The sequence below is a fragment of the Arthrobacter methylotrophus genome (assembly GCF_039539965.1).
Lineage (GTDB): Bacteria > Actinomycetota > Actinomycetes > Actinomycetales > Micrococcaceae > Arthrobacter > Arthrobacter methylotrophus.
In genome coordinates, this window is the sequence record NZ_BAABED010000001.1 from 4,810,661 (window position 1) to 4,831,739 (window position 21,079).

General features: G+C 64.6%; 20 protein-coding genes and 2 pseudogenes. 13 read left to right on the forward strand and 9 right to left on the reverse strand.

The window, feature by feature from the left end; all coding sequences use genetic code 11:
• Positions 1-27: 27 nt before the first annotated feature.
• Entirely contained in the window at positions 28-225 is a 198-nt protein-coding gene (locus tag ABD884_RS24740; RefSeq protein WP_345053956.1) for a hypothetical protein, read from the reverse strand.
• Between the two features lie 162 nt (positions 226-387).
• On the opposite strand from ABD884_RS24740, the gene ABD884_RS24745 reads away from it, so the two are divergent.
• From ABD884_RS24745 to ABD884_RS24765, 6 genes and pseudogenes are all read left to right on the forward strand, one after another.
• Positions 388-1,326, forward strand: a complete 939-nt coding sequence (locus ABD884_RS24745) for an amino acid ABC transporter permease (protein ID WP_345055307.1) — start codon at positions 388-390, stop codon at positions 1,324-1,326.
• The gene (locus tag ABD884_RS24750; protein ID WP_345053962.1) at positions 1,323-2,114 is read left to right on the forward strand and encodes an amino acid ABC transporter ATP-binding protein; all 792 of its coding nucleotides are present in this window, start codon (positions 1,323-1,325) and stop codon (positions 2,112-2,114) included. The genes ABD884_RS24745 and ABD884_RS24750 overlap by 4 nt, the downstream gene beginning before the upstream one ends.
• 12 nt (positions 2,115-2,126) lie before the next feature.
• Positions 2,127-2,982: pseudogene (locus ABD884_RS24755) on the forward strand (transporter substrate-binding domain-containing protein); the annotation flags it as partial.
• Between the two features lie 2 nt (positions 2,983-2,984).
• Positions 2,985-3,179, forward strand: a pseudogene (locus ABD884_RS26265) (DUF1684 domain-containing protein); the annotation flags it as partial.
• On the forward strand, positions 3,176-4,324 hold the full coding sequence (locus tag ABD884_RS24760; RefSeq protein ID WP_345053966.1) for an LLM class flavin-dependent oxidoreductase: 1,149 nt from the start codon (positions 3,176-3,178) through the stop codon (positions 4,322-4,324). The pseudogene ABD884_RS26265 and the gene ABD884_RS24760, both read left to right, overlap by 4 nt.
• Positions 4,325-4,333: 9 nt before the next feature.
• Positions 4,334-5,737, forward strand: a complete 1,404-nt coding sequence (locus ABD884_RS24765) for an NtaA/DmoA family FMN-dependent monooxygenase (RefSeq protein ID WP_345053970.1) — start codon at positions 4,334-4,336, stop codon at positions 5,735-5,737.
• On the opposite strand, the gene ABD884_RS24770 is transcribed toward ABD884_RS24765, so the two are convergent.
• Positions 5,721-6,359, reverse strand: a complete 639-nt coding sequence (locus ABD884_RS24770) for a hypothetical protein (protein ID WP_028267644.1) — start codon at positions 6,357-6,359, stop codon at positions 5,721-5,723. The two genes, ABD884_RS24765 and ABD884_RS24770, sit on opposite strands and share 17 nt — an antisense overlap.
• Positions 6,360-6,381: 22 nt before the next feature.
• Positions 6,382-7,662, reverse strand: coding sequence for an MFS transporter (locus tag ABD884_RS24775; protein ID WP_345053978.1), 1,281 nt, complete (start codon positions 7,660-7,662; stop codon positions 6,382-6,384).
• Positions 7,663-7,743: 81 nt separating this feature from the next.
• Between ABD884_RS24775 and ABD884_RS24780 the strand changes: the two genes are divergently transcribed.
• The 3 genes from ABD884_RS24780 (at position 7,744) to ABD884_RS24790 (ending at position 9,611) form a co-directional block, all read left to right on the forward strand.
• Positions 7,744-8,637, forward strand: coding sequence for a LysR family transcriptional regulator (locus ABD884_RS24780; RefSeq protein WP_345053982.1), 894 nt, complete (start codon positions 7,744-7,746; stop codon positions 8,635-8,637).
• 149 nt (positions 8,638-8,786) lie between these two features.
• Positions 8,787-9,428, forward strand: coding sequence for an NADPH-dependent F420 reductase (locus tag ABD884_RS24785; protein ID WP_345053985.1), 642 nt, complete (start codon positions 8,787-8,789; stop codon positions 9,426-9,428).
• Between the two features lie 24 nt (positions 9,429-9,452).
• Positions 9,453-9,611: an NAD-binding protein gene (locus tag ABD884_RS24790; protein WP_345053990.1), complete on the forward strand. Its 159-nt coding sequence runs from the start codon at positions 9,453-9,455 to the stop codon at positions 9,609-9,611.
• Here ABD884_RS24790 and ABD884_RS24795 read toward each other — a convergent pair.
• Both ABD884_RS24795 and ABD884_RS24800 read right to left on the reverse strand, forming a co-directional pair.
• Positions 9,608-10,567 carry a D-2-hydroxyacid dehydrogenase family protein gene (locus tag ABD884_RS24795; RefSeq protein ID WP_345053994.1) on the reverse strand — a complete coding sequence of 320 codons (960 nt, stop codon included), beginning with the start codon at positions 10,565-10,567 and terminating at the stop codon, positions 9,608-9,610. The two genes, ABD884_RS24790 and ABD884_RS24795, sit on opposite strands and share 4 nt — an antisense overlap.
• 72 nt (positions 10,568-10,639) lie before the next feature.
• Complete coding sequence (locus ABD884_RS24800; protein ID WP_345053998.1) at positions 10,640-11,620, reverse strand: ABC transporter substrate-binding protein; 981 nt, start codon at positions 11,618-11,620, stop codon at positions 10,640-10,642.
• A gap of 259 nt (positions 11,621-11,879) precedes the next feature.
• Between ABD884_RS24800 and ABD884_RS24805 the strand changes: the two genes are divergently transcribed.
• Both ABD884_RS24805 and ABD884_RS24810 read left to right on the forward strand, forming a co-directional pair.
• Positions 11,880-12,869 carry an LLM class flavin-dependent oxidoreductase gene (locus tag ABD884_RS24805; protein WP_345054003.1) on the forward strand — a complete coding sequence of 330 codons (990 nt, stop codon included), beginning with the start codon at positions 11,880-11,882 and terminating at the stop codon, positions 12,867-12,869.
• Between the two features lie 221 nt (positions 12,870-13,090).
• A complete protein-coding gene (locus tag ABD884_RS24810; RefSeq protein ID WP_345054005.1) occupies positions 13,091-15,730 on the forward strand; it encodes a trehalase-like domain-containing protein in 2,640 nt (879 codons plus the stop codon).
• A 96-nt stretch (positions 15,731-15,826) separates the two neighbouring features.
• On the opposite strand, the gene ABD884_RS24815 is transcribed toward ABD884_RS24810, so the two are convergent.
• From ABD884_RS24815 to ABD884_RS24825, 3 genes are all read right to left on the reverse strand, one after another.
• Positions 15,827-16,753 carry an AEC family transporter gene (locus tag ABD884_RS24815; protein WP_345054007.1) on the reverse strand — a complete coding sequence of 309 codons (927 nt, stop codon included), beginning with the start codon at positions 16,751-16,753 and terminating at the stop codon, positions 15,827-15,829.
• Between the two features lie 151 nt (positions 16,754-16,904).
• A complete protein-coding gene (panD, locus tag ABD884_RS24820) occupies positions 16,905-17,333 on the reverse strand; it encodes an aspartate 1-decarboxylase (protein ID WP_345054013.1) in 429 nt (142 codons plus the stop codon).
• A 263-nt stretch (positions 17,334-17,596) separates the two neighbouring features.
• Positions 17,597-17,938, reverse strand: a complete 342-nt coding sequence (locus ABD884_RS24825) for a putative antibiotic biosynthesis monooxygenase (RefSeq protein ID WP_345054017.1) — start codon at positions 17,936-17,938, stop codon at positions 17,597-17,599.
• Positions 17,939-18,037: 99 nt separating this feature from the next.
• Here ABD884_RS24825 and ABD884_RS24830 point away from each other — a divergent pair, with 99 nt between their 5' ends.
• A complete protein-coding gene (locus ABD884_RS24830) occupies positions 18,038-18,634 on the forward strand; it encodes a TetR/AcrR family transcriptional regulator (protein WP_345054023.1) in 597 nt (198 codons plus the stop codon).
• A gap of 40 nt (positions 18,635-18,674) precedes the next feature.
• Here the strand turns inward: ABD884_RS24830 and ABD884_RS24835 are convergent, their stop codons facing one another.
• The gene (locus tag ABD884_RS24835) at positions 18,675-19,529 is read right to left on the reverse strand and encodes a LysR substrate-binding domain-containing protein (RefSeq protein WP_028267631.1); all 855 of its coding nucleotides are present in this window, start codon (positions 19,527-19,529) and stop codon (positions 18,675-18,677) included.
• 142 nt (positions 19,530-19,671) lie between these two features.
• On the opposite strand from ABD884_RS24835, the gene ABD884_RS24840 reads away from it, so the two are divergent.
• On the forward strand, positions 19,672-21,069 hold the full coding sequence (locus tag ABD884_RS24840) for an MFS transporter (RefSeq protein WP_345054028.1): 1,398 nt from the start codon (positions 19,672-19,674) through the stop codon (positions 21,067-21,069).
• The last annotated feature ends 10 nt before the right edge of the window (positions 21,070-21,079 follow it).

The following is a 21,079-nucleotide window of genomic DNA, read 5'->3' on the forward strand; positions in this document are numbered from 1 at the left end:
GCCGGGGTAACGGCCGTTCACCACACGTCACGGAGCGTCAACAGGCGCAAAGAACGGACTCATATGGCTCCATATGAAGCGGCGCGAAGCGCCATGAGGCCGCGCGAAGCGCCATGAAGCCGCGCGAAGCGCCATGAAGCCGCGCGAAGCGCCATGAAGCACCGTGAAGAAGTGCAAAAATCCGCCTTGCAGCCGCTTCCAGGACGCCCCTAGATTGGCTGCCATCCGATAGCCAACAACCGATACGAAGCGAGGTGGCGCGTGAGTTCAGCAGCAACCACGGTGGCGCAGTCCGCACAGCAATCTGCACCGGAACCGGCGCCCGGCGCCTTTTTGGAACACAGCGCCGTCACGGAAAGCCCGGCGGCCGCCGCTTCCCCGGGTGACATCGCCCGGCCCGCAGCCGACTACTCCCGCTACAAAGTGGTCCCGGCCCGGCGTCCTTGGCGCTGGGTAGGCACGGTGCTGGTGGCGCTCGGCGTCGTCGCCGTCGCCTGGTCACTCGCGACGAATCCGCGCTGGGAGTGGGGCGTCGTGGCGCAATGGTTCACCGCACAATCCGTGGTGAACGGCCTCGTGGAGACCCTCAAGCTCACGGTCATCTCCGGGGCGCTCGGCTTTGTCCTCGGTTTCATCTTGGCGCTCATGAGGCTTTCCGCGTCCCCGCTGCTGGTCTCGGTGTCATGGACGTTCTCCTGGATCTTCCGCTCCACGCCATTGCTGGTCCAGATGCTGCTTTGGTACAACCTGGGGTACCTCTACGAGAAGATCAGCCTAGGTATCCCCTTCACGGATATCCGCTTCTTCGAGGTCCAGACCACCACCCTCATCAGCCAATTCGCGGCTGCAGTCCTGGGCCTGACCCTCAACCAAGCGGCGTACTCTGCCGAGATCATCCGTGGCGGCATCCTCTCGGTGGATCAAGGCCAGCTTGAAGCAGCCGCGGCCCTGGGCATTCCGGCCTGGCGGCGGTCCACCAGGATCGTCCTGCCGCAGGCCATGCGGGCCATTCTGCCTACCGCTTTCAACGAGATCATCGGCTTGGTCAAGGGAACGTCGATCGTCTACGTCCTGGCCTACTCCGAGCTCTTCTACACCGTGCAGGTCATCTACAACCGCACCCAGCAGGTCCTTCCGCTGCTCCTTGTGGCGACGCTCTGGTACGTGGCCATTACCTCGGTACTGAGTGTCTTCCAGTACTACATTGAGCGCCACTACTCGAAGGGCGCCGTCCGCAACCTGCCCCTGACTCCGCTGCAGAAGGCAAGGAAGTTCTTTGCCACCCACGCGCCAGTGAACCTTGACCGAACGAAGGAACCCCGATGACCACCACAAGCCGCGGCCACGTGGACATCACCAACGTGCGCAAGTCCTTTGGGGGAACGGACGTCCTCAAGGGTGTGAGCCTCACGGTTCCGCCAGGAGGAGTCGCAGTGATCGTGGGGCCCTCCGGCTCCGGGAAATCCACGCTCCTGCGGACCATCAACCATTTGGAAAAGGTGGACGGCGGGTACATCACCATCGACGGCCAGTTGGTGGGCTACCAGGTCCGCGGGAACAAGCTGCACGAACTGCGCGAGAAGGACATCCTCCAGCAGCGCACGGACATCGGCATGGTGTTCCAGAACTTCAACCTGTTCCCCCACCTCACCGCACTGGAAAACGTGACTGAAGCGCCCGTCGTCGCGCTCCACCGGAATAAGACCGAGGCCCGCAAGCGTGCGCTGAAACTTTTGGACCGCGTGGGCCTCAAGGACCGGGCCGACGCCTACCCAAGGCAATTGTCCGGCGGCCAGCAACAGCGTGTTGCCATTGCCCGGGCACTGGCCCTCGACCCCAAGATCCTGCTCTTCGACGAGCCCACCTCGGCACTGGACCCGGAGCTCGTCAACGAAGTCCTGGACGTCATCCGCGAACTCGCCACCTCCGGCACCACCTTGATCATCGTCACGCACGAAATGGGCTTTGCCCGCGATGTGGCGGACACCGTGGTCTTCATGGACGACGGCCAGATCGTGGAGCAGGGCAGTCCCCAGGAGATCTTCGCTAATCCCCGGGAGGCCCGGACGCGCAGCTTCTTCTCCAAAGTCATCGAACCAGCTTTCAACATCTGAGGACCCATCACTATGCCACGCATCAAAACCAAACTCCTGGCGCTCGCGGTGCTGCCCGCCGTCGTCCTTCCGGTGCTCGCCGCTTGCTCGGACCGCGGCGCTTCGGCAGCCGGTGCCAGCCCGTCCACAAGCACCGCGCGCAACGGCGTCGCCTACAACACCTCACCGGAGCAGAACCGAATCCGCGCGGAAAAGGATCCCGGCGCAGCAGCCGAGGTGCCGGCCGCGATCGGCAAGGACGGCAAACTGACCGTCGGCACCACGGCCGCAGCCATTCCGCTATCCTTCTATGCCACGGACAACAAGACGCCCATCGGCGTCGAAGTGGACATTGCCCCAGCTCGTCGCGGACAAGCTGGGGCTCGCACTGGACGTGCAGGTCACCCCGTGGGGGAACTGGCCGCTCAAGACCCAGTCCGGGGATTTTGAAGCCGTGTTCTCGAACGTGGGCATCAACAAGGATCGGGTGAAACTGTTCGACTTCTCCACCTACAACATCAAGGGCGCGGACGATATCTCCGGTCTGAAGGTCTCGGTGGGCTCGGGCACCAACCAGGAAAAGATCCTCCTGGCATGGAACAAGGACCTCGAATCCCGCGGCAAGGCACCGGCAATCCTGCAGTACTACTCTTCCGACGCCGACACCATTCTGGCGCTCTCCTCCAGCCGGACGGACCTGAACCTTGCGCCCTACCCCTCTGTGTCCTACCGGGAGAACACCCGGAACGACCTGAAAGTGGTGGGCAAGGTCAACGCAGGCTGGCCTTCCGAGACCCTTGTCGCGGCCACCACCCTCAAAGGCAACGGCCTGGCTCCGGCCATCACGGATGCCCTGAATTCCGCCATCAAGGACGGATCCTACGGCAAGGCTACGCCGCCAATCGCTCACTCACGGCGACCCCGGGTGGCGACGGCTCCGTGGTGCTCGACTTCAACCGCGCCGTCAACCTCCCCTGCGCCTACACAGACCTTGCGAGCTGCCCGCTCCCACCCGCGGAAAACAGGCTGACCGTGGCCATCGAAGCCGGCGAACAGATCCCCTACGAAAGGCAGGAGCAGCAGTGAGCGGCACCCCTGGCGCGGACCGGCAAGGATTCCTGGCCCTTGAACTCGACGGCGACGGCTCCCATCCCGCGGCATGGCGCAAGGCGCGGCATGCGCCGGATGAGCTGCTGAATGGTTCGCGAATCCGGAGCACGGTGCTGGCCGCGGAATCGGCCGGCTTCCACGTTGCGACGTTCGCCGACGGGCCTGTGGGCGCGGGGTCCGATGTTGTGGGCCGCGTGAATGCCCTGCAGCGGGCCGCCTTCGCCGGGCCGGTGACGGGTTCCATCGTGCTGGTGCCGGAGGTGGATACCGTCTACACCGAACCGTTCCACATCTCAACGCAACTGGCGAGCCTGGACTATGTCTCGGGAGGGCGGGCCGGTTGGCTCGTCGCGGCGAGCGGTTCCGCAGAGGAGGCCGCCGCCGTCGGGCGCTCTTTTGTGGAGGGCAACGCCTTGGCGCAAGAAGCTGCGGCGTCGGTGGAAGTGAGCCGGCGGCTTTGGGATTCTTGGGAGGACGACGCCGTGATCGGCGATGTCGCCACCGGACGGTACCTTGACGTCGACAAACTGCACTACGTCGACTTCGAGACGCCAGCGGATTTCGTCGGAGCCGGATATTCCGTGAAGGGGCCATCCATCATTCCGCGTCCACTGCAGGGGCAGCTTCCCGTGGTAGCACAGGCTTCCTTGCTTCCTTCGTCCGTCGACGCGGTGCTGGTGTCCACGCCGACGACCTCGCTGCTCATCGAGGAGCTTGCGGAGGTGCGCGCCCGCCGGACCGTTGTTGGGGGCGGCCCGGCGGTCGTGGCAGAGCTCGACGTCGTCCTCGACTCGCGCGGGCAAAGCGCCTCCACGCGGCTGGCCGAACTGGAGGCGCATACCCCCTGGGCGAGTTCCCGCGCGCGTTTCGTGGGCACTGCCGCGGAGCTGGTGGACTTCCTCGCTGACGTGCTTGCCGTGGCCGACGGGGTGCGGTTGCATCCGGCCGTGCTGGATGTGGAACTCGAGGAGTTGGCGCAACTGGTTCTGCCCGAACTGCGGCGCCGTGGAGCCCTGAAGCCGGTTGCCCAAGGTGGCACGTTCAGGGAGTTGCTGGGTCTGGGGAGGCCGACGAGCCGGTACGCGTCGCCGGCCGCCGCCGTCGTTGGCACGGGAAACTGAGGAGAGAAAATGACACAGCACAACCGTGCTAAATTCCGGCCGAGCGGGAAGATCCAGTTCGGGATCTTTTTCCAAGGCGTCAACTCCGGCACCATCTGGAAGGCACCCGAATCCGGATCGCAGACCGACTTCGAGTCGTTCAGGAGGATCGCCCAGACCGCCGAACGCGGGTTGTTCGCGGCATTCTTCCTAGGGGAGGGCCTGCGCTTGCGGGAGCACCTTGGCCGCCCGCATGCCCTGGATGTCGCGGGCAGGCCGGACGCGCAGACCATGCTGGCGGCGCTCGCGTCGGTGACGTCCAACATCGGGCTCGTCGCAACGCAAAACACCACCTACAACGATCCCGCCGACCTCGCGCACCGGCTCGCCTCACTCGACGTGCTCTCCGGCGGGCGAGCGGCCTGGAACGTCGTGACCACGGACAACGCCTGGACCGGGGCCAACTTCCGGCGGGGCGGCTACCTGGACCACGCCGATCGCTATCTCCATGCCGAGGCGTTTGTGGAGACGGCTAAGGGGATCTGGGATTCGTGGGAGGACGGAGCGGTTTCCTCGTCCGTTTCAGCGGATTCCTGGGCGGTGCCATCGCACGCGCGGAGCGTGCACCACTCCGGACAGCACTATTCCGTGGACGTGACGCCGCGGTTGCCGCGCAGCGCCCAATACAGGCCCGTGCTGTTCCAAGCCGGCGATTCCCCGGAAGGCCGCGACTTCGCTGCCCGCCAGGCGGACGTCATTTTCTCGGCGCACCCGAAGTTCGACGACGCCGTGGAGTTCCGCGCCGATATCGTCTCGCGCTCCCTGGCAGCCGGGCGCGCCGCAAACGACGTACAGATCATGCCCGCGAGCGAGTTCATCCTCGCGGCAAGCGACGAGGAAGCCCGCGAGAAGAAGGAATGGGTCCGTAGCTTGCAAATCGGGCCGCAGCAGGCGGTGGCATACCTGGAGCAGTTCTGGGGCCGGGAGTTATCCGCCTATGATCCCGACGGCCCGCTCCCGGAGATCGATCCGGTGGTGGAGGAGACCTGCGAGACGAGGGGGAGCGGCTTCCACGGCGCCAAGGCCCGGCAACTCGCCGAGCAGTGGCGTGCCGAGGCTAAGGAGAAGGGCCTGTCCATCAGGCAATTCGTGAGCTCGCGCACCGCAAGGGTGGACTCGACGTTCACCGGATCGTACGCAGCCGTGGCCGACACCTTGGCCGAATACGCCCGCGTGGGCGCCGTGGACGGCTTCAACATCTCGCCCTGGCTCATCCCCACGGGCCTGGATGACATCGTGAACCATCTGGTGCCCGAGCTGCAGGAACGCGGCGTGTATCCCACGGAATATGTGGGCTCGACCCTCCGGGAAAACCTGGGGCTCGCAACGCCGGTGCGTGCAGAGCGGAACTTCAGGCTCACTCGCTCGCACTGAGGCTGACGATTTGGGCCGCCACTGTCCATCCCGAGGCGGTGTAGTCTGCCACCTGGTGTGGGCGGAGGACTGTGTAGAGGGTCTTTGCGCCGTGCACGTAGGCCTCGTCCGTCAGTGCCGCCAGGACTGCCGCTTCAAGGCCTTTCTCGGATTCCGGTGCGTGCGTCCGGACGCTGCCGATAACGGCCAGGCCGTCCTCGATCCTGATGCGGCCGCTGGCGACGGGGTGGTCGAAGACCGATATTTCCACGAGGTCGTACAGTTCCAGCGGAGCCTGGGCAAGCTCGGCGTTCTCGGGTAATTCCGGCACGGCGTTCAGCTCCTCCATGGGGGCGGTGAGCAGCACGGCTTGTCCCACGGTGGCCAGCCCGCGGGCGGCGGCGTAGTCCAGTGCGTCCCCTGACTCCGCGGTGACCAGGGTGAGTACCGCCCCGGTCTGCTGGCGGACTGTTTCAGCGGTGCGGTCGGCGTCGGATCCGGGCCACGCGACGATGTACTCCGGAGGGGCATCTGCCGCGGCCGCTGCGGTGACAACGACGGCGCCTTCCGGGGTTGACGTTTGCCCGCGGACGGCGGCCCAGCCGGCGGCCCAGAGGGGAAAGGTGTCCTGCCAGTCAGCCATGATGCGTGCTCCTTTGGATCGGTTACTTCGAGGATACGGGTGAACCGGCGGGCACCGGGCGGTCTCGGCCGTAAGCGCGGGCCAGAGTCACTGCGGTGATCACGATCAGCGCCAGCATGACCGCACCGAACATCACAACGGCCGGAACCAGAGGAGTGGTCTGAAGCATCAGGCCCAGCAGCACAACCGGCACTGCCATGCCGAGGTACCCGACGAGGAACAGCCCGGCCAGTGCCTCGCCGCGGGTCTCCGGGGCCGAGATGGCGATGACGGTACCAATCGCGGACTTGAAGGTCACGCCGACCCCGGCGCCTGCGACGAGCCCGCCGGCGATTAGCAACGGCAACGACGACGCGGCGATCGACACGGTCACCAGGCTAAGGCCTGTGGCCAGCAGAATCAGGCCGATGACGAACTGCGTGGTGCGCCTCCAGCGGGAGGAGAGAACCTGGAATGCTGCCGAGGAGGCGAAGACGACGAAGGCGACGGCGCCGGCGAGCACATGGGAGGTCATGCCGAGCTGCCGGGCGACAAAGGAGGGCGCCAGGGAAGTGAAGAAGCCGAACATGGCGAACCCGACGAACGCCATCATGGCCGCGGCCACGTACTGTCCCCGCGCGGCGCGGGGGACCACGACCCGCTGCGGTCGGTAGACCCAGGTTTCGTCGACGTTGTTGACGGTTTCCGGGACGGTCACGATCAGCAGCAGCCCTGCGAGCAGCAGGAACGCGAAGACCACATATGGGGTGTACAGCGGCATCGGCACATACTCGGCGAGGAAGCCCGTGATGAGCGGGCCCAGGCCCAGTCCGCCGATGTTGGCCGCGGTGGAAATGACCTCTGCGCGCCGGGACCCGGTGCCTGGGCGGGCCTCACGGTGGAGTTCGGTCATATGGGCGGTAGCGGTGGCGGTGAGCATGCCGATGCCGAGGCCGGAGATGAAGCGGGCGAGCAGCAGGCCCGGAAGCTCGGGCCAAACCAGGAAGATCAGCGCCGCGACGACGTTGAGCAGCACGGCCGGCGCGATCACCCTGCGGCGGCCGAACCTGTCGGAGATATGCCCGGCCAGGAAAAGGCTGGCCACTACGCCAGCAGCGTAGGCGGCGAAAATGATCGTGATCATGAATGCGCTGAACCCGCCCCGTTGCTGGTAAAGCACATAGAGCGGGGCCGGCGCGGCCGCGAACGCCATCGTGATCATGAAGACGAACGTGACAATCCAGAACCCGCGCCGGTGCCGGCGTCGGTTCGCCTGGTGCGGTGCGTCGGTCCGGAAGGATGGGGAACTCAGAGTGTGGGTCATTCCTTCAGTATTGGTCGCGCAGGTAATCGTGTCTAACGCTTATTGACGCTTGTATCCATCGTCATTCGCGATACTGGATTCATGCAGCTTTTCCAGATTGAATATTTCATCGCAGTGGCTGAGTCGGTGAGCTTCACCCAGGGCGCGCGGCGGGTCAACATCGTCCAGTCCGCCGTCTCGGCGGCCATCCGCCAGCTCGAACACGAGCTGGGTTCCGACTTGTTCATCCGCCAGGGCCGGTCGATTCGCCTCACGCCTGCGGGGGAGGCGATGCTCCCGCGCGCCCGCACGATCCTTGCCGATGTACAGGCCGCGCGGGACGCTGTCGACGCCGTTCGCGGAACGGTCCGCGGGACAGTGGCCCTGGGCACGCTGGCTCATGCCGGTTCCGTCGACGTGCTGCAGGTCCTGCGGACCGTCCGGCGGGACTATCCCGGCATCGTCATCAAGCTGCGCCAGACCGTCCAGGGAACTCGCACCAGCCTGGCGGACGTCCGCTCCGGAGCCCTGGACCTGGCCTTGGTGTCCGTGCCCGAAGAGGCTGCGCCCGGCCTCGAGTTGCACCCGCTGCACGCTGAGGGAATCGTCTTTGCCTGTTCCGACTCCCACCCCTTGGCCGGCCGGAAACGCGTGAGCCTTTCCGAGATCGCGGACGAGCCTTTCGTCGATTTCCCCGAAGGCTGGGGAAACCGCACCACAGTGGACGCCGCCTTCGCCGCGGCCGGGCTGCACCGCACGGTCCATACCGAAGTGGTGTCCTTCACCATGGCCACCGAACTGGTCCGGGAGGGCCTTGGCGTCGCCTTCCTGCCCGAGTCTGCGTTGCAGCATGGCCAGGAGGCGGGCATCCGGGCGATCCATACGCCTCTCGTGTGGCGCATCCAACTGGCGCGTTCCGCCAACAGGCAGGCCACGGCCGCAGAGCAGGTCCTCATCGAAGAATTCCGGGGAGGCGGCGACATCATTCCCGCTTAGCTCACAGCGGGAGGGGGTGTCCCGGGGTCCGTCAGAGTGGTTGACTTTCAATCAGCCAAGAGTAAAGTCGTCAAAGTATTTAGTTGAAGATTCAACTAAATACTTTGATGTGAAAACCCGTCTGATCTATTTCCTTGAGGGAGAACACCATGACTGACATCACCATCATCGGTTCGGGCAACATGGGCCGCGGCATCGGTACCCGCGCCGTCGCAGCAGGCCGTTCCGTCCAGGTACTCGACAAGAGCGCCGAGGAGGCGCAGAAGCTGGCCGGAGAGCTGGGATCCGGGGCCACCGGTGCGGCCTCCACCGAGGCCCCTGCCGGCCGCATCGTTGTGCTCGCGCTACCGTTCGATGCCGCCAAAGAAGTTGTCAGCGGCTACGGCGATGCCCTCGACGGCCGTATCATCATCGACATCAGCAACCCGGTCAACTACGAGACCTTCGACTCCCTTGTGGTGGGCCCTGGCACTTCAGCCGCGGAGGAAATCGCCAAACTTGCCCCCTCGGGAGCCACGGTGGTGAAGGCATTCAACACCACCTTCGCGGGCACCCTGGTGGCCGGCGAGGTGGCCGGAGAGCCGTTGGACGTGTTCATCGCCTCCGATTCCGAAGATGCCCGCAATGAGGTCGCCGACTTCGTCACTGCAGCTGGACTCCGCCCGCTCCAGGTCGGCGGCCTGCACCATGCCCGTGAATTGGAAGGTTTCCAGCTGCTCCTGATGGCATTGCAAGCCAACCCGGCCTACGAGAGCTTCAATTGGGGCACGGCACTGAAGATCCTGGGCTAAAACGATGGCCCTCCAGCAATCACAATGAAAGGACCTGATCATGAGCAGCCCGGCAACGGCCAGGCCGCGAAGCTGGTCAACAACCTCATTCTCGGTGTCAACATGAATGCCCTCGCCGAGGGACTAAAGTTCGGTGCCCAATACAATCTCCCTGAGTCCGGCGGGGAGCAACGGACGCCCTAAACGGTGAGCACGCGCACCGGATTTCCCCGCACCCACGCGCGGACGTCCTCGAAGGCCTCGCCATAGAAGCGGGCATAGCTTTGCGCAGTGACGTAACCCAAGTGCGGTGTCAGCACGGTTCGCGGCGCCGTGAGCAGAGGGTGGTCCGCCGGGAGGGGCTCGACGTCGTACACGTCCAGGGCTGCGCCGCCGAGCCACCCCTCGTTGAGACCGCGGAGGAGCGCCGCCTCGCCCACGACCGGCCCGCGGGCTGTGTTTACCAGGACGCCTTTGGGGCCGAGGAGCCGCAGTTCGTCCTCCCCGACGAGCCCCCGGGACCGTTCCGATAACCGCACGTGGACACTAACGACGTCGGCCTCCCGGAAGAGTGCCTCTTTACTCACCTTCCTGGCGCCGGCCGCGGCGGCAGTCTCTTCAGTGAGATGGGGACTCCAAGCAATGACCTCCATGCCGAAGGCCTTGGCGTAACCGGCGATTTTGCTCCCGATGTTGCCCAGTCCCAGTACTCCAAGGGTCTTGCCTGACAGTTCGAAACCCACCGTGCTCTGCCAATGTCCGGCCCGCAAGCGCTGGTCCTCGAACGGCACCTTGCGGGCGAAAGCCAGAAGCAGGGCCCACGTCAGTTCCGGTGCGGCCGCGGCCGAACCGCCGGTCCCGCAAACGGTAATGCCCTGCTCCTGGGCCGCGATCAGGTCGATGGCTGCGTTGGCCATTCCGGTGGTGACGAGGAGCTTCAGCTTCGGCAGTTGCCGGAGGCGCCCGGCGTCGAAAGCGGTGCGCTCCCGCATGGCCATGATGATGTCGAAGTCGCGGAGGGCGTCCACGGTTTCCTGCTCGCCGGCAAACGGCTCGGTGAATACGGTGACGTCCACGCCGTCGTCGGCGAGCTCGGCCCACGGCGCATAGTCGTAGGCGACCGCTTGGTAGTCATCAAGGATGGCAAGGTGCTGGACCATGGAATTCCCTTTCGCTTCTCCGGATCGCGGTGGCCCCGGATATGTGGAAAGTTACACCCTCCTTGGCCAGGGCTAGCTCTTCGGCAGCCCTGCCGGGTTCAGTTCCGAGCTCTGGACGGCTTCTGCCGAGAGGCCCCAACGGTCCAGGATCTTTCCATACGTGCCGTCCTTGATGAGCGAGTTCAGGCCTGCCTGGGCAGCCGCCGCGAAGCCGTTTCCCTTCTTGGTGGTCACCGCGATGCTCGCCTTGAGCGGCCAACCGCCGTCCACCAGGCCCACGTTCTTGGTCTTGCCATCAGTCTGGGACTTGTAGGACGCGGTCGCATTCGGCCCGAACGTCAGGTCCGCACGGCCAGACTGCAGCGCGAGCGTGGAGGCCGAGTCGTCGTCGTAATACTGGAACTCAACCGGCTTCAAACCGTTCTTCTTGTTCTCAGCGTCCCAGCGCAACAGGATTGCCTCCTGGTTGGTCCCCGAGCCAACAATGATCCGCTTGCCCGCCACATCGGGAGCTGAGTCCACCTTGGTGATGGAGCTGTCGCTCTTGGCGTAGAAGCCGAGTTTGTCCTCGCGGTAGCTGGCGAAATCGAATTTGAGCTTCCGCTCTTCCGTGACGGTAACGTTCGAGATGACGGCCTCGTACTTGCCCGATTCCACGCCCAGCGGCCAGTCAGCCCAAGCCGTCGGGACAATGTCCGCTTTGAGTCCCAGCGATTCGGCCAGCGCGACGGCGATGTCTACCTCGTTGCCCACCGGCGTCTTGTTGTCCGTGGCGTACACAGCCAGCGGGGCCGCGAAGGGGCTCACCGCGACGGTCAGCTTGCCGTCCGCCTTGACCGACTCAGGCACGAGGGCTGCGGCTTCCGGTGAGACCTTTACCGCGAAGCGGTCCTGTTCGGGGGACAGATTGAAAGTCCTGGCAGTGGAGGCGCCAGTGGACGACGACGGCGCTGACGCGGCTGAGGCGCCCGGGTCCGAGCATGCGGCGAGGCCGAGGGCCGTGGTCGCGGCGAGTGCCAGTGCGACGCGGGTTTTGAGGCGCGAAATAGCCATGGAATCCCCTTCGAAATGATGGATGGTGTGCGTTTGCAGCAACTATCCGGCAGAGCCGAGAGCCGGTCAAAGCGCCGTGAAACGCTGGGATACAGGAGTTAACCCGGCTTCATTCGAGGTCCCGGGAGGTCACAGTCCGCGAGCTGAGACGGAACCCACGCAAGCGCGCGAAATAAGCCGGGCGCCGCTGTCGTTGTCGCAAGAGTGGCCGGGCAACCGGCCCCTTGGACCACACCACCTTCGAAAGGCCGGCACCCACGTGACTGTTCCCCTCTCCATCCTCGACCTGGCAATCATCGGCAAAGGTCAGACGGCGGCGGAGAGCTTCGCCGGGAGCGTCGCCATGGCACAACTGGCCGAGCGGCTCGGCTACCGACGGATCTGGTACGCCGAGCACCACAACATGGGCTCGATCGCTTCCTCCGCAACGAGCGTGCTGATTGCCCACATCGCAGCCAGCACCAGCACCATCCGGCTCGGTGCCGGCGGCGTCATGCTGCCCAACCACTCCCCGCTCACCATCGCCGAGCAGTTCGGCACCCTTGAGACGCTGCACCCCGGGCGGATCGACCTTGGCCTCGGTCGTGCGCCCGGCAGCGACCAGAACACCATGCGCGCGCTCCGCCGCGACCCCATGGCCGCGGACACCTTCCCGCAGGACGTGGTGGAGCTGCAGGGCTACCTCACGGGGCCCACTCGCATTCAAGGGGTCGAAGCGACGCCCGGCAAGGGCACCAACGTGCCGCTGTACATCCTCGGTTCCTCCTTGTTCGGGGCACGCCTTGCAGCGCAACTCGGACTGCCATACGCTTTCGCCTCGCACTTCGCTCCCAACGCGCTTCAAGACGCTGTCGCCATTTACCGCCGCGAGTTCAAGCCCTCCGAGCAGCTGCAGCATCCTTACGTAATCGCGGGAGTGAACGTGGTTGCGGCCGATTCCGCGGCCGAGGCCCAACGCCTGTTCCTTGAGGTCAAGCGGGACCGTATCTCCCGCTTCCTAGGCGGTGGCCGCGAATTCACCGACGCCGAAGCGGACCTCATCCTCGACTCGGCCCAGGGCCAGCACATCGCGCAGATGGTGAAGTACTCGGCGGTGGGGACGCCGGGGGTCGTGCGTGACTATCTTGACGAATTTTCCCGCCACGCCGACGCCGACGAACTGATTGTGGCCCACCAGAGCACGGGCACGGCGCAGCGCCTGCGTTCGGTCGAGCTGGTCGCGGAGGTGGCGGGGTTGGTACGAGCCTAGCCAAGCGGGCTCGCGTCACGCCGAGCAAACTTTTGAAGCGTCCGACGGCGGCCTACCGCGGAATTGCGCGGAACGCACCTCTGCGCCGGAACAAAAGAATGCCTGGCGTGACGCACCCTGCCGAGGACACTCGGAAGCGTTACTTGTTGGCAACGAAGTGGGCATAAGGACGAAACTCCCGGGACGGACACTGGACGAATCCACCCGGAAGGATCGTCCCCATGGCTACTCCGCTCAATTTGTCCCTGGCCGATTCGGCGCTGCTGACAAAATCGCTTCCCCTTGGACTCCTGCGGACGTTCGTCCAATCCGAGGCAGCCCACGACGGAATTACCCCGGAGCTCCTCACTGAGCTCAGAATGCTGGCCCGCACCCCGGGGCTTTTGGTGGCCTGCAATTACGGTGGAACCCTCTGCACCGCCGAAGGCGTGTCAACGGAGACGCTCCCGTTGGGGAATGCCGCCGTCGCGCTCCGGGCCTTGGCCGCCCTGCCGAACACGCACACGGCCGTTATCTCCGGCCGATCGCTGCGGGACCTGGCTGCCGTGTCCAGGCTGCCGGCGGAAGTCCATCTGGTAGGTTCGCACGGCGCTGAGTTCGACATGACCTACGCGTACAGCATCTCGATGGCCACAGAGGCGATCCTCCAGCAAGCAGCTATGGCGCTCAATGAATCCATCGGCTTCGAAAAGGGCATCAGCATCGAGCGAAAGCCTGTGGCCGTCGCTATCCACACCAGGCCGGCCACGCCTGCAGCGGTTGCACGGGTGACCCTCGAAGCGCAGCAGATCGCCCGCGAGCTGGGCCTGGTCTTCATAGTGGACGGATCCGTGTTGGACCTTTCCATTGTGGAGCCGTCCAAAGGCGCCGCGCTGGAGCATCTGCGCACACAGTTGGGGGCCAGCGCGGCGCTGTTTGCCGGCGACGCGGACAGCGACGAACTCGCTATCGCCACTTTGCGGGGCCCCGATCTTGGCTTGCACGTCGGGCCCGGAAAAACATCGGCGCGCTACCGGCTGCCGGACCCGGAATCCTTCGCAAAGGTACTCGCCATCTTGTTCGAACTGCGCCGGGCATGGTTGTTCGGCGAGGACGCAGTGGGGCTGGAACGGCATTCGATGATCGGCAACGGGACCTCCACTGCGCTGCTCACCCCGGAAGCCAAGATTTGCTGGATGAGCCATCCTCTCCCGGATTCCGGCTCCCTGTTTGCCCACATCCTCGGGGGCGATCCGGCCGGGCACTTCAGCGTGGAACCGGTCAAGGCGTCGAAGGTGCTGGGCCAGCGCTACGTGGACAACACCATGATCGTGGAGACGCGCTGGGCCGACGTCACAGTCACCGACTACCTCGAACCGGCCCCGGACGGGATCACCAGCCTGGTCAGGGTCATCTCCGGCACAGGCATCGCGCGGATTGTGTTTGCACCGAGGCCGGACTACGCCAATGCGCCGTTCAACATGGAGGTCAGGGGTGAGGAATTGCACGTGGTGGGCACCTCGGACCCTATTGTCCTTTTCGCTCCCGGAGTCTCATTCAATGTTTCAAGCGACGGCAAACACGGCACCGCCACCGCGGAAGTCAGACTCGCGAACGGTCCCGTCGTCATGAACCTCAGGTGCGGAGACACTGAGCCGACGACGCCGGACCCGGCCGGAGAGCTCGCCCGGCGGGCCGCCGTCGCGCACCAATCCCGGCAGTGGGTCCGTGGGCTGGAACTGCCCGACATGAAACCTTCGTTGGTGCGGCGCTCGGCGCTGGTCCTGAAGGCGCTGGTGCACGAACCTACCGGGGCCGTCCTCGCGGCGCCCACCACCTCGCTGCCTGAAGGAATCGGCGGCACCCGCAACTGGGACTACCGCTATTGCTGGCTCCGCGATGGTTCCATGACCGTCAACGCGCTGGTGGATCTCGGTTCTACCGAGGAGGCAGATGGGTTTCTCCGCTGGCTGGGGCGCATCCTGGAGAACGCGCCGGGACCGGAATGGCTGCATCCCCTGTACTCCGTGACCGGCTCCCCGCTGTCCACGGAGGCCATTATCGAAAGCCTGCCCGGTTACGCCGGATCGCGGCCCGTGCGGATCGGGAACGCCGCCGATCACCAAGTGCAGCTGGATGTCTTCGGACCGATCGCAGAGCTCATCCACGGGCTGGGCAAGCGGCGCGGCACCGTGCCGGACGAGCACTGGAAGCTCATGGAGCAGATGGCCTCGGCGGTGCTGGCCCGGTGGCACGAACCGGACCACGGCATCTGGGAAGCGAGGCGCGCGCCACGGCACCACATCTACACCAAAGTGATGTGCTGGGTGACGCTGGACCGGGCAATGCAGACCGCTGTCCGGTTCCGGCGCCCCCTCGGAGCCGAGTGGGAGGAAACAGCCAACACTATCCGGGCCGAGGTCCTCCGTGAGGGCTGGGACGATTCCGCCAATTCGTACACCGTGGCGTACGACAGCCCGGACCTGGACGCTGCCGTGCTGCACATCGGACTCTCCGGCCTTTTGGATGTCCGCGACCAGCGCTTCCTGGACACCGTCACCGCCGTCGAGCGGGAACTTCGGGTGGGTCCCACCGTGTTCCGGTACAGGTACGACGACGGCCTGCCGGGTCTGGAGGGCGGGTTCCACATTTGCACCACCTGGCTGATTGAGGCGTACCTTGCCGTGGGTCGCTTGGATGATGCGTTGGAGTTGTTCAACCAGCTCGTGGCGCTTTTTGGGCCGACGGGTTTGCTTCCCGAAGAGTTCGACCCCGGCACGGAGACCCACTTGGGCAACCACCCGCAGGCTTACTCGCACCTCGGTTTCATCCGTTGTGCGCAGCTCCTGGACAGGTACCTCGATTCGGTGGACGAAGAGTAGCGACGTGCCCAACTAGCTCGCCCCTCACCCAACTAACTCGCACTTGTTGTCGTTTAGAGGGCTCATAACGACAACAACTGCGAGTTAGTTGGGTGCTCAGGTGAGCAACAACGCGACGGCGATCATCGCTGGGACGGCCACGACGGTGGTGACAAGGACGGTGTCCTTGGCCACCGTGATTCCCGTGTTGTAGCGGCTCGCGGCAACGAAGACGTTCTGCGCTGTCGGGAGGGCCGACGTGACCACCACGGAGAACAGCGCGTGACCGTCCAAGCCCAGGGTGAAGCGGGCGAAGAGGTACGCCATCGTGGGGTGGACGAACAGCTTGAACCCGCTCGCAAGCAAGGTGTCAATCCGTCGGCCAGTGTCTTTTTGCAGGGGCCTCGAACCGTTCAGGCTCATCCCGAATGCCATCAGCATCGCGGGAATGGCGGCCCCGCCGATCAAATGGATCGGCTCCATGACGAGCGGGGGCACTTGCCAACCCGTGCCGGCCACCACGAGGCCGAGGGCCGAACCAACGATCATGGGATTCCGCACGATCATCAAGACGAACCGCAGGGGAGTGGTGCGGCGGCTGCTGGTGCTCGCGTCGAGGGCCATCAGATACATCGGCGTGAAAAACGCGAGCTGGAAGATCAGCAGCGGCGCCACATAGCTCGCGTCGCCCAGGACGAACACCGCGATGGGGATGCCGAGGTTCGCGGAGTTGGCCAGGGATGCGCTCATGGAGGACATGAGCGATTCGGGGAGGGATCGTTTGAGCCAGAACTTCACGATGACAAAGAAGAGGGTGCCTGTGGCTACCGCGCCCACGGCCGTGACCAGGAGTGGCGCCGCGAAGACGTCGTGAAGATGGGCCTTGCCCAAGGTTTCAAAGAGGAGCGCAGGACTTGCCACGAAGAACGTCAGCCCGCTGAGGACCGAACGCGCGTTGTCTCCCAGGATCCCGCGCTTGCCGACGAACATGCCCACCAGGATGATGGCCCACACCACGAAGAAGCCGGAAAGGACGCCCAGCACTACGGCATCCGGAGGGGGATGGGCGCGGTATGGCGTGGGTTCACGGTCCCAGCCTAAATCAGCTTTATTTGCCTGTAAGGCCCGACGGCGGGGTGTTCCGGAATGTGGACTGCGTCATGGGCGCGCTCCGGAGGGGAAACGGCAGGGAACCCTAGTTCAGGTCCGCGTTGTTGAGGGCGTGCGGCGGGCGCATGATGCCCGGGGTGATCCCCTCGGCGGGATCGCTGCCGAGCTGGACGATTTTGTTGGACTTGTCCACATGGACAACCTTGGGCTGGTAGGCCCTCGCCTCTTCCGTGGTCATCTCCGCATAGGTGATGAGGATGACGACGTCGCCCACGTGCACCAAGTGCGCGGCGGCTCCGTTGATGCCGATGACGCCGGAACCACGTTCGCCGGCGATCGTGTACGTCTCGAGGCGCGCGCCATTGCTCACGTCAACAATGGAGACAAGCTCACCCGGGAGGATATCCGCGGCATCCAGCAGGTCCAGGTCGACCGTCACTGAACCGACGTAGTGCAAATCGGCATGGGTCACCGTGGCGCGGTGGATCTTGGACTTAAACATTGTGCGGTTCATAACGTGACAAGTTTAGCGCGCGCCCGCTCGATCGCCGGGTGATGCGTGACACAGGGGTCATTGCAGGAAAGGGGTCAAATCGTGCGCTGCTGTTAACATTCGTTCGTGAAACTGGTGCACGGGAGTCCGGGGTAGCGCATGCTCGATCCAGCTTTCGAAGACGATCGAAGACGATCGGATGGAATGCGGTGGCGTTCATTTGCTCACGTTAGCTCGCTCGACCCGGACGCCTGCTGCGATTTCCTTCGAAGGACCCCCTCAGGCTAGGCCCTGCCTCCGGCCTTCCGTGCCCGCCGCCTTTTCAGGGAGCCGTAAGCTGCGAGCAGGTTGGGAACAACCAGGTAAACGGCCGTTGGAACCACCACGAGGGTCAGGACGAGGGCTCGGAGGGCTGGATGCCAGTATTCGGTGAGCGGCCCGAGGGCGGTCATGCCGATCGCGACGAGCGGGAAGATGGCCAGCCAGGTAATGATCGCGCGGGTGTGTATCGAAGGCATGTGCATGGAGGGCATGTGCACGGACGGCGCGGGAGCGGAAACAGACACGGAAACCGTCGCGGGCGCGGCGCTTTCCGCGGGTGCGGTAAGTGGGATTTCGGTGCTCATGACATTCTCCAACTAATTAGTTGCTTTCGGGGTGAGTTCAGACTAAACGCCGCTCTCGAGAACTACAACTACTTGGTTGGAATCTGTTAACATGGATGGATGGCATGGGACACCGAGCGGACCAAGCGGCTCCTCCTTGAAGCGGCCACCGCCGAGTTCTGCCACTTCGGACTCGCCGGCGCCAGGGTGGACCGCATCGCGGCAACGGCCGGAGTCAACAAAGAACGCATCTATCAGTACTTCGGGAAGAAGGACCTTCTCTTCGACGCCGTCATCGCGTCCCAGCTCAGCAAGGTGGTGGATGAAGTCCGCATCGAGGGCAGCGGTCCCGAAGCCTTGGCCGACTACGCCGGACGGCTCTTCGATCATCACCATCAAGATGCAACCTTGCCGAGGCTGCTGTTTTGGGAGGGCTTGGAGCGCGGGGACTATGTGGTGAACCGTCCGGACCGGGCCGTGAACTGCACTGACAAGGTTGATGGCGTCATCGGAGCCTTGCCCGGCACATCGAGGGAAGATGCGGCCGATCTGATGCTTACCATCATTGCGCTCTGTGACGCCTGGCCGGTCCTGCCCGAGCTGGATGGCCTCATGGCCGGCAAGGGATCGAGCAGGGCGGAGCGGCGCCGGAAAGCGATCGTCCACACCGTGTTCCTAGCTGCGCAGGGGTTGGTCCGGGAGCGCAGTACCGTCTAGGCCAACGCCGCCTGACTCCGCGGATGCACGGGAACCGAAGCTACGCCTGCTTGTTGAGCGTTCTCCCGATGATCGCCTGCGTCAACGCCTCCACGACCTCGGAGTTTGCCAACGGGTTGCGGATCAGGGTGAAATCGACATCGCCCACGGGCGGTAGGTCAAAGCGCCGCGTGATCACAGTGAGATCCTCTGGAACCAGCGACGACGGCATGACTGCGACGCCAATGCCTGCCCTCACCGCTGCCAGGACGCCCGCGATCTGCCTCGTGGAACACGTGACACGCCAGGTCCGGCCCATGGCCTCGAGGGCATCGATGGCCAGTTTGCGGCTGACGCTCGGTGCCGGGTAGCAGATCAGCGGCACCGGGCTGGCCGGGTCCAAGACGGTCTGTTCGACGCCGACCCAGGCGAACTTGTCATGCCGAACTACGGTGCCGTCCTGGGCTTCGCCCACCCACTTCACGAACACGAGGTCGAGCTGGCCCGCATTGACGCGTTTATAAAGCTGGTCGCTCTGGCTGACCGTGAGCTCGAGGTTGATCTGGGGATACAGTTGCCGGAACTCGCGCAGGATCCGCGGCAGGCCGGTGATGGCGAGATCGTCGGCCGTTCCGAATCGCAGCCGGCCGCGCATCGCGGATCCGGAGAAATACCTCGCTGCGGAATCGTGGGCGGCCAGGATGTTCCGGGCAAACCCAGCCATGGCGTCGCCATTGTCCGTCAGCCGAACATCGCGGGTGTCGCGCGCTACGAGCGCCCGTTTGGCCGCAGTCTCCAGCTTTCTCACGTGTTGGCTCACGGTGGGCTGGGCCAGGCCGAGGCGTTCGGCTGCCTTGGTAAAACTCAAAGTCTCGGCCACGGCCAGGAAAGACCGCAGCTGCACGGGTTCGAACACGGGGCTCCTTGAAATCGGTACGTTCAAGGAAGTGTATTGCATTTCGCAATGCTAGTTATACAGCCAATTCACTTCCATAATCATGGCGGCAAACAATAGCGTTAGAGGCATCCCAGCGAAACCGTCTATCCAAGGACTACTTTTGGCACCCCCACCGCCCTCAGCGGCAAATGTCAGCCAACCCTCCGTCGATTCACTCGCCGCCGGCAGCCGCATGGCCCACGCAGCTGGCCCGGATACTGTCACTCAGCCGATCGCCTTAGTGAGCGAACGACTGCCTTGGCGGCACACCTTCATTTCCCTCAAAGTACCCAACTTCCGGATTTTCGCCATGGGCCATTTCGTGGCCGTGATCGCCCTCTGGATGCAAAGGATCGCCCAGGACTGGCTGGTACTCCAGCTCTCCGGTTCCGTCACCGCCGTCGGAATAACCGTGGCGCTGCAGTTCACGCCATCCCTGTTCCTGGGCCCGTGGGGCGGCATGATGGCCGATCGCTTCCCCAAGCGACGCATCCTTATCCTGTGCCAGAGCGTGGCGGCCTGCCTCGCGGCCGTCCTCGCCATCCTGGCACTGAGCCACCACATCGAGGTGTGGCATGTCTACATGATCGCGTTTGTCCTGGGACTCGTGACTGTCCTGGACCAGCCTGCCCGGCAGGTCTTCGTCAATGAGCTTGTGGGACCGAAATACTTGCGCAACGCGATCAGCGTCAACTCGACCATCTTCCAGCTGGGCGGCTTGATTGGTCCTGCCCTCGCTGGGCTGCTGTTGACGGCAGTCGGCGCCGGCTGGGCCTTCGCCGCGAATGCGGTCGCTTGCTGTTCCACGGTCACCATGCTGATCATGCTCCGCAAGAACGAACTTTATGTCAGCACGCCCGTGCCAAAACGCAAGGGAATGCTGCAGGAAGGCCTGCGATACGCCCTCAGCAAGCCCACCATCTACTGGCCGTGGCTCATGGCGGGCTTTGTGGCGGTCTTCGCGATGAGCCTGCCCGTGCTGTTGGCCGCTTTCGCGGACCACATCTACCACGCGGGTGCCGGCGGCTACGGCTTGCTGAACGCCATGGTTGCCCTGGGCGCGCTCGCCGGAGCCATCACTTCGGCCCGCCGCCGCCAATTGCGTTTGCGTTCAGTGGTGCTGTGCGCCGGGATGTACGGCTTGATGCTGTGCCTGGCGGCGTTGGCACCGTCCATGGTCTGGCTCTCCATCGCTATGGTTCTCTCCGGATTCTGGTGCCTTATGTTCCTGACCGCCGCCAACCAGCTGGTCCAGGTCAGCGCCAACGTGAGCATACGCGGCCGCGTCATGAGCCTCTACATCATGGTGCTCATTGGCGGCCAAGCCATCGGTGGACCCACGATGGGCTGGATCGCCGAGCACCTGAACCCGCACGCAGCGCTCTTGGTGTCAGGCGGGGTGCCCGCGCTCGCAGCGGTGACAGTCGCCGTCGTGCTCGCCCGGAGGTCTGAGTTGCGGCTCAAAGTGAACGTCAGGGATCGACGCCGGATGGTACGGATCGTCGCCCAGTCGGCTTAGCGCCGCCTGC

Bases quoted from the DNA above. Each gene is read 5' to 3' on its own strand.
- ABD884_RS24740 (WP_345053956.1), bottom strand. From the start codon at position 225: ATGGCAGCCAATCTAGGGGCGTCCTGGAAGCGGCTGCAAGGCGGATTT.
- ABD884_RS24750 (WP_345053962.1), top strand. From the start codon at position 1,323: ATGACCACCACAAGCCGCGGCCACGTGGACATCACCAACGTGCGCAAG.
- ABD884_RS24765 (WP_345053970.1), top strand. From the start codon at position 4,334: ATGACACAGCACAACCGTGCTAAATTCCGGCCGAGCGGGAAGATCCAG.
- ABD884_RS24770 (WP_028267644.1), bottom strand. From the start codon at position 6,359: ATGGCTGACTGGCAGGACACCTTTCCCCTCTGGGCCGCCGGCTGGGCC.
- ABD884_RS24775 (WP_345053978.1), bottom strand. From the start codon at position 7,662: ATGACCCACACTCTGAGTTCCCCATCCTTCCGGACCGACGCACCGCAC.
- ABD884_RS24780 (WP_345053982.1), top strand. From the start codon at position 7,744: ATGCAGCTTTTCCAGATTGAATATTTCATCGCAGTGGCTGAGTCGGTG.
- ABD884_RS24785 (WP_345053985.1), top strand. From the start codon at position 8,787: ATGACTGACATCACCATCATCGGTTCGGGCAACATGGGCCGCGGCATC.
- ABD884_RS24790 (WP_345053990.1), top strand. From the start codon at position 9,453: ATGAAAGGACCTGATCATGAGCAGCCCGGCAACGGCCAGGCCGCGAAG.
- ABD884_RS24795 (WP_345053994.1), bottom strand. From the start codon at position 10,567: ATGGTCCAGCACCTTGCCATCCTTGATGACTACCAAGCGGTCGCCTAC.
- ABD884_RS24800 (WP_345053998.1), bottom strand. From the start codon at position 11,620: ATGGCTATTTCGCGCCTCAAAACCCGCGTCGCACTGGCACTCGCCGCG.
- ABD884_RS24810 (WP_345054005.1), top strand. From the start codon at position 13,091: ATGGCTACTCCGCTCAATTTGTCCCTGGCCGATTCGGCGCTGCTGACA.
- panD (WP_345054013.1), bottom strand. From the start codon at position 17,333: ATGAACCGCACAATGTTTAAGTCCAAGATCCACCGCGCCACGGTGACC.
- ABD884_RS24825 (WP_345054017.1), bottom strand. From the start codon at position 17,938: ATGAGCACCGAAATCCCACTTACCGCACCCGCGGAAAGCGCCGCGCCC.
- ABD884_RS24830 (WP_345054023.1), top strand. From the start codon at position 18,038: ATGGCATGGGACACCGAGCGGACCAAGCGGCTCCTCCTTGAAGCGGCC.